This window comes from Flavobacterium collinsii (assembly GCF_902804485.1).
Taxonomy (GTDB): domain Bacteria; phylum Bacteroidota; class Bacteroidia; order Flavobacteriales; family Flavobacteriaceae; genus Flavobacterium; species Flavobacterium collinsii.
Map to the genome: position 1 here is coordinate 14,318 of NZ_CADCST010000105.1, position 10,731 is coordinate 25,048.

Annotated in this window: 5 protein-coding genes; all 5 read left to right on the plus strand. The window is 35.6% G+C overall.

Features of this window, described 5'->3' with window-relative positions:
• The first annotated feature begins 303 nt into the window (after positions 1-303).
• The 5 genes from FLA105534_RS17035 (at position 304) to FLA105534_RS17055 (ending at position 10,721) form a co-directional block, all read left to right on the plus strand.
• The gene (locus FLA105534_RS17035) at positions 304-5,037 is read left to right on the plus strand and encodes a hypothetical protein (protein ID WP_173967296.1); all 4,734 of its coding nucleotides are present in this window, start codon (positions 304-306) and stop codon (positions 5,035-5,037) included.
• Between the two features lies 1 nt (position 5,038).
• Positions 5,039-7,120 carry a fibronectin type III domain-containing protein gene (locus FLA105534_RS17040; protein WP_173967297.1) on the plus strand — a complete coding sequence of 694 codons (2,082 nt, stop codon included), beginning with the start codon at positions 5,039-5,041 and terminating at the stop codon, positions 7,118-7,120.
• A gap of 113 nt (positions 7,121-7,233) precedes the next feature.
• Complete coding sequence (locus tag FLA105534_RS17045) at positions 7,234-8,331, plus strand: hypothetical protein (RefSeq protein ID WP_217427710.1); 1,098 nt, start codon at positions 7,234-7,236, stop codon at positions 8,329-8,331.
• Between the two features lie 4 nt (positions 8,332-8,335).
• Entirely contained in the window at positions 8,336-9,514 is a 1,179-nt protein-coding gene (locus FLA105534_RS17050) for a SprB repeat-containing protein (RefSeq protein WP_173967299.1), read from the plus strand.
• Positions 9,515-9,518: 4 nt separating this feature from the next.
• The gene (locus FLA105534_RS17055; protein ID WP_173967300.1) at positions 9,519-10,721 is read left to right on the plus strand and encodes a SprB repeat-containing protein; all 1,203 of its coding nucleotides are present in this window, start codon (positions 9,519-9,521) and stop codon (positions 10,719-10,721) included.
• The last annotated feature ends 10 nt before the right edge of the window (positions 10,722-10,731 follow it).

Genomic DNA, 10,731 nt, shown 5'->3' on the forward strand with positions numbered 1-10,731 from the left:
TTACAAAAAAACTCCGGATTGCTCCGGAGTTTTTTTTGCTATAATACGGAAAGCCGTAAAGAATAAACTTAAAGATTGTTTATGTTTGGCAAAAATTTAACAAAACCAACATTTGGCAAAAAACGAGGGTAAAATTATTAATCTTACCGCTTTTCGATTGAAATTTATAATTTAATCCTTAATACAAATTTTAAATAAATAATTTTTTTCCTATTAAAAATAATATTTATATTTGACCTCCCCAAAAAAAATAAATTCCGACTCTTTACCACAATACTTAATACCAACCAAACCTACTAAGACTTGAAAAAAACTACTCTTAAGTTATTTCCTTTTATCGTATATATTGTTTTATTTTTAATTAGCATCAATTGCTTTTCTAATACTAATACTTACACTGATACCATTAGCAATTCAAAGAAGATTTTTATTTCTAAAAATTTTCCCAAAGACGAAGTTGGTCTTCTTAACAATTCGCTTAGTTATTACCAGACTCCAAAAAGTGAGTTCACTAATGAGTTTCTAAAAAAGAATTTCCCGGTCTCACAGGAGATCAATAAAGATCGCGATATGGCAATATCTGTTTTTAAGGAGATCGCTAAAAATGATAATCTTACTGATTTTTTAGAACCTAAAAAATTATCGATGTTGCCTCTTGGTATAAAAAAGACCATTGGAGGCATTCAATACATGCTTGGTATTAGCAGCGCCAAATTCACTCCGGAATACACGGAGCTAACTGCTTTTGTAAAAATCGTAATTCCGCAGCATGATTCTCTTGGGAGACCAAAAGAGCTGTTCTTTGGTGCCAACGGTATCAAACTTTCGCATAAAGGCGGATTAGTTGGCGCGACAAATTTGGTTTTACTAGGTGATGTTCCAATTAACATTAATGGTCAGAATTCGTTACTTATTCTAAAAGGAGGTATGGCGATGTCTACCGGACTTGTAGAAAAAAAGACCTATGTAACGATTGACTGTAACGGTTTTAAAGAACTTGGAATTACCGCAGACGTTGAATTTTCAAGAGCTTATCTTGAACCCGTCGATGACGAATATAAACTTATTCCCGCTCCCACCCGTGTAACGGGGTCATTCAAGACAATAGTATCCAACTGGAATGATATTCTTATTGAAATCTCTTTGCCCAAATTTCAACTGACTTCTTATAAAGGCAAAGGACCTGCTTTTGAACTAAACAATGCCGTAATCGATTTAAGTGACATTAGAAACTCTGATAAAATCGAATGGCCCGATGCTGATTATGTCAAAGACTATCTAATACCGGGCAATCTAAATTTATGGAGGGGTTTTTATGTAAAATCTCTAAAAGTCGTGTTACCGGAGCAGTTCAATAAAAGAGACGAGAATAAAAGGGTTAAATTTGAAGCTGCCAATCTCTTAATTGACAGAATGGGGGTTTCCGGAAGATTCGTAGGCGATAATATCTATAGCCTTAAAGAAGGAAGTGCTTCCGGCTGGCAATTTTCATTAGACCATATCGAAATGGAATTCCGTGCGAACTCATTGACAGCAGCTGCTTTCAATGGTGAAATTGTTTTGCCGCTTTCGTCAGAAGACAATACCCAATGCGATCCAAATTCGAGAGGAAGATTAGCTTACAATGCTATCATAAACCCTGTAGACAATGAATATATCCTTAAAGCTGATGTAACCAACAATATTTGCTTCCAGGCTTTTAAAGCAACCGCTTCTTTAGAAAAAAACTCCTATTTGGAATTAAAGGTAAAAGACGGTAAGTTTTTACCAAAAGCCGTTCTTTATGGAAGTTTAGCTTTAAAAGGTAGTAATAAAAATACCACTGCATCCGAACTTACTGCATCGCCGAATAAATCATCCGGATCAATTAATGCTGAGGGTGAGAAAAAGGAAGCTATTAATTTTAAAGGGATCATTTTCCAGAATTTAAACTTGCAAACTGTCGTGCCTTATCTAACGGCCGATTATTTTGGCTACAAACACATTCAGGAGAAAGATGCCGCGGTTAGTAACTTCCCTGTTACGATTAATGAAATTGCTTTGATCGCTACAGATGTATCAGCAAGCCTGAAAGTCGATGTTGCGATTAATATTATGCAAAATCAATTTAACGGTCAGACGAAATTTTATGTGGTCGGAAAATTCGACAGAGAGAAAGGAATTCAAAAATGGAAATACGAGCGTATTAAGTTTGAGGAAATATCAGTTGCAGCAGACTTAGGAGGTGTAAAATTTAAAGGAAGCATTGCCATAATGGACAATGATCCGGTCTATGGTAATGGTTTCAAAGGGAGCGTGTCGGCAGATTTTACAGGAGGTATCAAAGTAGAAGCCAATGCCATTTTTGGATCTACTACTTTTAGATACTGGTATGTGGATGCTATGGTAGACAACTTAAATATTCCTGCCGGAGCTATTACTTTTAAAGGTTTTGGTGGTGGTGCCTATTATCACATGAAAAAAGACGGCTTTAGTTCTTCTTTTGTGGCTTCTAAATCAAATTATGTACCTGATGCAGATTCTGGATTAGGTGTTAAAGCTATGATTAAGTTTGCGGGTACAGCTACCGCAAATGCTTTTTGGGGAGGTGCCGGTTTTGAAATTGCTTTTAATAAACACGGCGGTCTTAATAGAATTAGTATTTATGGAGAAGGTCACGTCATGCAGCCGTTTGAAATTCCGGGAGCTGAGGCACTAACAAAAGCCTTACAGGTTGTTGCCGAAAATGAAGCACTAATGGGTGCGGTAGCTACAGAAGCGCTAAAAACAAGCAATTTATCAGCTGCAGCAGAACAGCTTTATCCAAATGATGTGAAAAATTCTATGGGTATCAATGCATTTGCTGCCATAGAGTACGATTTTAGAGCAAAAACTTTACACGGTACATTCGATTTATACATTGATACTCCGGGAGGTTTCATAAAAGGCCGTGACTCCAGTAACAGAGCAGGTTGGGCTGTTTTACACTTTGGACCAGACAAATGGTATATACGGGCAGGTACCCCTAAGAACCGATTGGGGATAAAACTTGCTATTGGATCTGTCGAGGTAGAAGCCGGCGGTTATTTTATGCTTGGAGATGATATCCCGGGTAGTCCACCGCCACCGGATATTGTTGCGCAACTCTTAAAAGTAGACGTAGCTAAACTGGATTATATGCGTGACGAAAACAGCATTGCTTCAGGAAAAGGATTTGCCTTTGGTTCTGATTTTAGCATTAAAACAGGTAATCTAAGTTTCTTAATGTTCTACGCCAATTTCCAGGCCGGATTTGGATTTGACATTATGGTTAAAGATTATGGAGAAGCACAATGTAAGGGTTCGGGACAAATTGGTATAAACGGTTGGTATGCCAACGGTCAGTCATATGCCTATATGCAAGGAGAACTCGGAATTAATATTAAATTATTTTTTATACGGAAGAAAATATCCATTATAAAAGGTGGAGGCGCCGTTCTATTACAAGCCAAATTACCAAATCCGGCATGGATTCGAGGCTATATGGCGGGAGAATTCAGTTTACTTGGAGGTGCCGTAAAAGGTAGTTTCCGTTTTAAACTGGAATTTGGAGAGCAGTGCGAATTTATATCAGTGAATCCTTTAGAAGGTTTAAAATCTATTGCAGATATCACTCCTATTCAAGGAACAAAAGAGGTTGATGTCTTTACCATTCCTCAGGTTGGATTTAACATGCCTGTCAATAAAAACTTCAACATTGAAGGAGATGAAGGGGTTAAAACTTACCGACTCAAACTAGAAGAATATACAATCAAGAAAGGAGATGTTCCGGTAATTGGTACACTAAGTTGGAACAAAACAAATGACTTATTGAGCTTTAACTCCACCGAAATACTACCTGAAAAATCAGATTTAACTTTAAATGTAAAAGTAAGTTTTCAGGAATATAAAAATGGCTCATGGCAAACAATTTTAGACCAGGGACAGATTGCAATGGAAAGTGAAACCCGAAATTTCACTACCGGTGTGGCGCCTAACAATATTCCGGTGGGCAATATCGCTTACTGCTACCCTGTTTTTGATCAAAAATACGTTTATCAAAACGAAAGTAAAGAAGCTTATGTAGTACTAAAAACAGGACAGTCCTATTTGTTTGACCTAAAACCGGGACAATCACAAAAAGCATTTTACAAAACTGGAAATAAAACAGCAAATGGTACTATATCCTACAATGCAAGTTTAAAAAAGGTCATCGTTAGTTTGCCGGTTTTAGAAAGAGTAAAACCATATAATTTATCTTTAATGACATTGGAAACTACAAAAGATGCGAATGCTAATCTTAATGAGAGTTTTGACAAGCAAGATCTTGGTTCAAATGCTAATGTTGAAGTTAAAAATAATAAGCTGGGCGAAACTTTAACGGGTGGTCAGGGTGTTGAATTATTGCAGTATAATTTCAATACTAGTCAATATAATACATTTCAAGAGAAAATAGCAGCTAAAAAAGCCCGAAAAGTCCATACAAAAATTATTGAAGCTGATATTCACGCTCTAGAAGCTGAAAATACCTCAACTGAACCTTTTGATGAAATTGAGATTGCCGGTAGCCCTAAAACACTCAATGTGCCATTAGTGAGTATCGAAGCCATACTAGATGATAGTTACTTCAAAAATGAAATTTACCCACTGATATATAAAGGCTATCCGCTGGAAGCAGATTTTACGCTAAACAGAAACACTACCCTTTTAGGAAATCCTCCAATCAAAGGAGTTGAACCAATGACCTGGTATTTGGCTGATTTAATTCATAATCCAAAAAGTTCTAATTTGAGAGACCGATTACCTTATCGTTATAACCAGCCTTTTTATTATAAAGACGATTTTATAAAAATTCAATATAAAATAGTCAATAAATATTTAAGCACTCAGAATCAACCTATGATCAATAAGTACAATTACATTATGAACGGAACATTTCCTATGATAAAAGATGGGCCTTACAATGTAAGACTAAACTATATACTACCAGGCGGGCAAGCGGGTACCAGTTCAATTTTTACATTCAATAAAACAGATTAGCATGAAGCTTAAATTTTTAATTCTCCTTACTTTTATTACCATTAGTACTAATTATTCACAAGAGAAGACTACCACAGGAGAAGCAAATCCAACCGAAATAAAATCGGACATACAAGTTATAGCCAGAGTGCAAAAAGATAGAATTTTGTTGCGATGGGCCGTCAGTAATGCGATAGCCTGGAAAAAACTGAATACCTACGGATACACTGTAGAACGTTACACCGTTACCCGAAACAGCAAAACTTTAACAGCTCCTGAAAAAGTGGTTTTGGCCAGTGCACTAAAACCTGAGCCTCTGGAAACATGGGAAAAATTAATTGAAAAGAACGATAATGCCGCAATTGTAGCACAAGCCATCTATGGTGAAAACTTTTCTGTTACCGGAACAGATAAACTAGAGAACATCATAAACCTGTCAGAAGAGAATGAACAAAGATTTACGTTTGCTCTGCTAACCGCTGACAGAGATTATGAAATTGCCAAAAAAGCAGGTCTGGGCTTTGAAGATAAAACGGTTAAACCTAATGAAAAATACGCTTATAGGGTAATTTCAAATGTACCCGAAAAAGAGGCTACTATCTCTTATGGCGGAATTTTCGTGGGATTAAACGATTATCAGCCTCTTCCAAAACCAATAGATTTTACGGCTCATTTTACAGACAGCAGTACGATGTTAAGCTGGAATTTTAAAATACTTTCACATACCTATGCCAATTATTTTGTAGAGCGTTCTACCGATAAAAAAACTTTTACAAGAATTACCAATAAGCCTTATACCAGTTTAAATCAGGAAAACACGAGTAATAGTCAAATTTTCTATGTTGATTCTATTGCGAACAATAAACCATACAGCTACAGAATTCAGGGAATTTCGCCTTTTGGTGAGTTAGGCCCTTATTCACAAGTTATTACCGGAAAAGGTGTCGAAATCTTAAAGTATGTTCCTCATCTTACTGTGAAGGAATTTAAGGATGAAAATACCGTTACTTTAACCTGGGAATTTCCCGATGAAGGAAATGATGATATTACAGGATTTGAATTAAATCGTTCAGATAAAGATGATGATGGCTATAAAACGGTGGTAAAAAACATTCCAGCCAAGAGTCGTGCAGTGACGTACAACAAACTCTTATCAACGAACTATTTTACGATTACAGCTCTTGGTAAACAAGGAAGCAACAGAACTTCATTTCCTATGCTTGTGCAGCCTGTAGATTCTATACCGCCTTCTAAGCCAATTGGATTAAAAGGAGTTATAGACAGCCTGGGAGTTGTAAAATTGACTTGGGATCCTAATAAAGAAAAAGATCTATTAGGATATCGTATATATAAAGGAAATACTGCCGAAGAAGAACTTACTCAGTTGACTGTAAGCCCTAGTGAACCCAACTCCTATCAGGACAAGGTACTCGTTAAAAGTTTGAATAGTAAGGTATATTACAAAGTTGTTGCTGTAGATTATCACTACAACATGTCTGAGTTCTCAGAGGTTTTAATCCTTAAAAAACCGGATGTAATCCCTCCTACTTCACCTGTTTTTACCAGTTTTAAAATTAAAGAAGGATCAATTTTTCTCGAATGGGTAAACAGCCAGAGCGAAGATGTGGCAGTGCACCAATTGTATAGAAAAGAAAATGACCAAAAAGACTGGACATTGATCCTGGAAACAAAAAATAAGGAAGAGAAATTTCGGGATAAAACAGCTATTGAAGGAAGTACTTACCGCTATGCCATTTTTGCTAAAGACGAGAGCAATTTAGTCTCCAATCCTTCACCGGAATTGACTTTATTTGTTCCTAAATATTCCGTAATGCCTGCTGTGAAGGGATTTTTTGCGCAGCCCAATAAAACGACAAATACTATAGATTTATCATGGGATTACTCAAACAATGAGGTAGATGGTTTTGAAATTTATAAAGCTTCAGACAAAGATCCGTTGCAACTAATCCAGATTGTTCCCGGAAACACCCGATTTTTACCTGATCCGACTATTACCATTAATACTACTTACCAATACGGTATTAGAGCGACATTTAAAGATGGAAGAACATCAAAAATGGACTTTTACACGGTAAAATTTTAAATATTATGAAGCATTTAATACACCTTTTAAGATTAATAACAAGAGAGAAATATTATATATTTATCGTATTGTATTTCCTGATTCCATATGTGGCTCATTCTCAATTATATATAATGGAATTTAATGGGACTCGATCAATTGAAGAATGTAATTGTCTCAACTATAATTGGGAAGTAAAATCAAATGGCGCTCATATAGCGGCAATTGTAACAAAAGATCAATATTTAATTTACGATATAAAGCCAACCTCTTTTGAATATATGGCATATCGTCCTGACTCTTATGCCTGCAGTGGTCCTTGTCGTGATGATTATTATGAAGCTTACGCTGACCATAATTTAAATGCAGACTGCTATCCTCCTTATTTTATAGGTAATCAGGTATTAATTAAGCCAACGAATTTAACTAACTCTTTTTGTGACAGGGTCTTATTGGCGGCAGTTGGCTGCACTGGAACTCAAAAATTTTATTGGGAATACAGTACAAACGGAAAGGATTTTATTAAAACTAATATAAGTACTAATTTCAATCAAAATTATGACTTCATTAAATCCAACTTTCCGGCATTAAATAACTACTATGGCAATATTCTCTTTAGGGTTTTAATAGATTCCAATCCTGCTATTACGGAAGAAAATGTTTACTCAAACATAGTTAATTATACCATTACACCATGTTCTCCAAAATTAGACAACACGTCAGGTCCGAACCTTACCACTTGTAGTTATAGCAATGGTAGTGTGACATTTACTTTTAGCAGGCCATTAGAAAAAGATGAAATGTACCTGTTTACTCGTAATCCTATAGGAGGAGGTCCTACAACTTCTGCAAAATCAAATGATCCTTATGTAGAAGAAATATCCGCACTTAGTTATAAATGGAAAAATATACCCGCTGGTCAATATGAATTTACATATCAAACTAAGTTTGGAAGCAGTAATCCTTCAAGTATATCAACAGTTAGCAGTTTCACTATAACTTCAAGAAACCAATTAACTTTTACGGCAACAGCGGTACTGCCAAACTGCAGTACAGACCCAAAAGGAATATTAATAGCTGCCACCGGCGGAACTCCCCCTTACTATTATCTTTTAGAAGGAGAACCCTTGACACAAAAACATGTATTTACAAGCCCTTACACGATACCTATTACAACAGATGGCGAATACAAAGTAGTCGTTGTAGATGCTTCTGATTGTATTGAAAAATAATATAATGAAAAAAAAAATACTCTTATTTATATTCTTATTAGGAAGCCTGTTTGTTCAAGGACAAACAGATTATGCAATACTAATAAAATCTAAAATCACTTCACCTTCGATCTGGCCTGATAATGATTATACTGGACTCCATCAGATTTCAGTGGGGATGAATTCATGCTCAATTATTTTTCAGGCAGAAAATTACAAAGATGATCTATACTGTTTTTTTTATGTGACAGGAAATCCAACTAAAATAGATTTTATGGAAGTTTTAGGAGGGTCTCCAACATGTGGACAAATAACACGAACTATACCTTATAATAAAGATACTTTTTCTTATTCGTCTTTTGCCGGATGTTTAGCGAATGCTGAGATAATGTCATTGCATATCACTCGACCAGACTCCAGTCCAAAATGCAAGGAAGATCCCATAACCTTAAATAATGGGTGGAACTGGAAGTATAAATTTGATAATGGAGCTTGGGACAATCTTCCTACACAATTTCAGGAACAAACATCAATTACATTTAAAATAAAGGATTTACCTGGCTATGTGAGCCAATCAAATGTTCATTTTAAAGCGGGTTATGAAAATTATAAACAATATACAAATACTGTCAGTTATGCTATTATTGGCTGTTCACCCGAACTGGCTGAAAAAAAACCAACTGCAAAATCTGTTGAATGCAATAATACGGCCACTGGCAGTGTTACCCTAAAGTTTGAATCACTACTAAAAAAAGATGATCAATTTCTTTTTAATCTAATCCGCGTTGATCCGGCGGCACCGAATACAGGTCCTACCACAAGTATTACAGCATCTGAAAACGAAACTGAAAATAAAAGCTATACATGGGATAAAATAGCAGCAGGAACATACATCATAAAATATCAGGCACAGAGCAAATTTGATAATGGCAAAATAGTAGGATCTAGTGCTATCGTTACCGATCCTTTTACGATAGAAAATAAAGAGGAATTAACTTTTAAAACAACAGCGATTCAACCAAAATGCAGTGGAGATCCCGGTAGTATTGAAATTTCAGTAACTGGTGGTACCTCTCCTTACTTTTATATTCTTGACAATGGAATTAAAACTCCACTTACCAAAAATCCGGATACAATTAATGGTGTAACAGATGGTGATCATACAGTAATCGTTCTGGATAGTTTTGGCTGTACAGAAAACTAATATTATGAAGAAAAAAACACTCTTACTTCTATTCTTTTTAGGAAATCTCTTAGTTCAGGGACAAACGGACTATGGAGTCTTAATAAGATCGACTATGAACCCTAAAAATCCAAATGCATCAAGCACAAGATACACTATTTGTGGAGTTTTAGATTATTCCATAGAAGGGTCAATAGATATGCATATAAAAGAATTTTGCACAAATAATATAATTCCTTTGAATGGAGCTGAAAAGATTCAGTATGATTTTTTTTACACCAAAAATATTGATGGACTTTTTATCTTAGATGCTGAAATAAATAGCAGATATCAGTCCATATGTTCGAAAGAATATGCTATTCCCTACGACAAGAGTACCTTTAAAGAAGCGACTTTAGGTGGATGTGCCGGCAGATCAAATGTATGGTCAATACACCTTACGCAACCTGCTGCCAATAACGTTTGTAGTGACGATGCCATTACTTTAAACAATGGATGGAACTGGCAATATCAGTATGATGCAACAGGATGGAAACCGCTTCCTTCTCAATTTCAAGGAAAAAGATCCATTTCTTTTAGCCTTAAAGATATTGGCGGTTATGATGGTAAATCGCAAATATTTTTCCAGGCCGGCTATCAAACACAGTTTACCAATACAGTTACTTACAAAATTATACCATGTTCTCCTGTACTCAATAGTACTTCAGATCCAAATTTTACTAACTGCAGTTATAGCAATGGTAGCGTGATATATACTTTTAGCAGACCATTGGAAACTACAAAAGAAGAAAAATACCTGTTTAATCGTAATCCTGTAGGAAGTGGTCCTACAACTTCAGCAAAATCAGATGATCCTGATGTAGAAAAAATATCTGAGTATAGCTATAAATGGAAAAATATACCTCCAGGTCAATATGAATTTAAGTATCAAACTCAATTTGCAAACAATACACCCTCTACGATGTCGGCTGTAACTAATTTTACAATCACTCAAAATCCAAATGGACCTTTAACTTTTAAGGTAAAAGAGGTAATGCCTACCTGTAGTGAAGACACCGACGGAGGCATTGAAATTTCAGCAAGTGGAGGAACTCCTCCCTACTATTATCTTTTGGACGGAGAACCATTAGCACAAAAACATCCATTTATCAGCCCTTATAAAATTCCCATAAAAACAGATGGAACCTATACTGTTATAGTAGTTGACAAATACAATTGCGAAGAATAATAAATTCCTG

What these genes read in the sequence shown, in the direction of transcription:
- FLA105534_RS17040 (WP_173967297.1), top strand. Translation starts at nt 5,039, where the DNA reads ATGAAGCTTAAATTTTTAATTCTCCTTACTTTTATTACCATTAGTACT.
- FLA105534_RS17045 (WP_217427710.1), top strand. Translation starts at nt 7,234, where the DNA reads ATGGAATTTAATGGGACTCGATCAATTGAAGAATGTAATTGTCTCAAC.
- FLA105534_RS17050 (WP_173967299.1), top strand. Translation starts at nt 8,336, where the DNA reads ATGAAAAAAAAAATACTCTTATTTATATTCTTATTAGGAAGCCTGTTT.
- FLA105534_RS17055 (WP_173967300.1), top strand. Translation starts at nt 9,519, where the DNA reads ATGAAGAAAAAAACACTCTTACTTCTATTCTTTTTAGGAAATCTCTTA.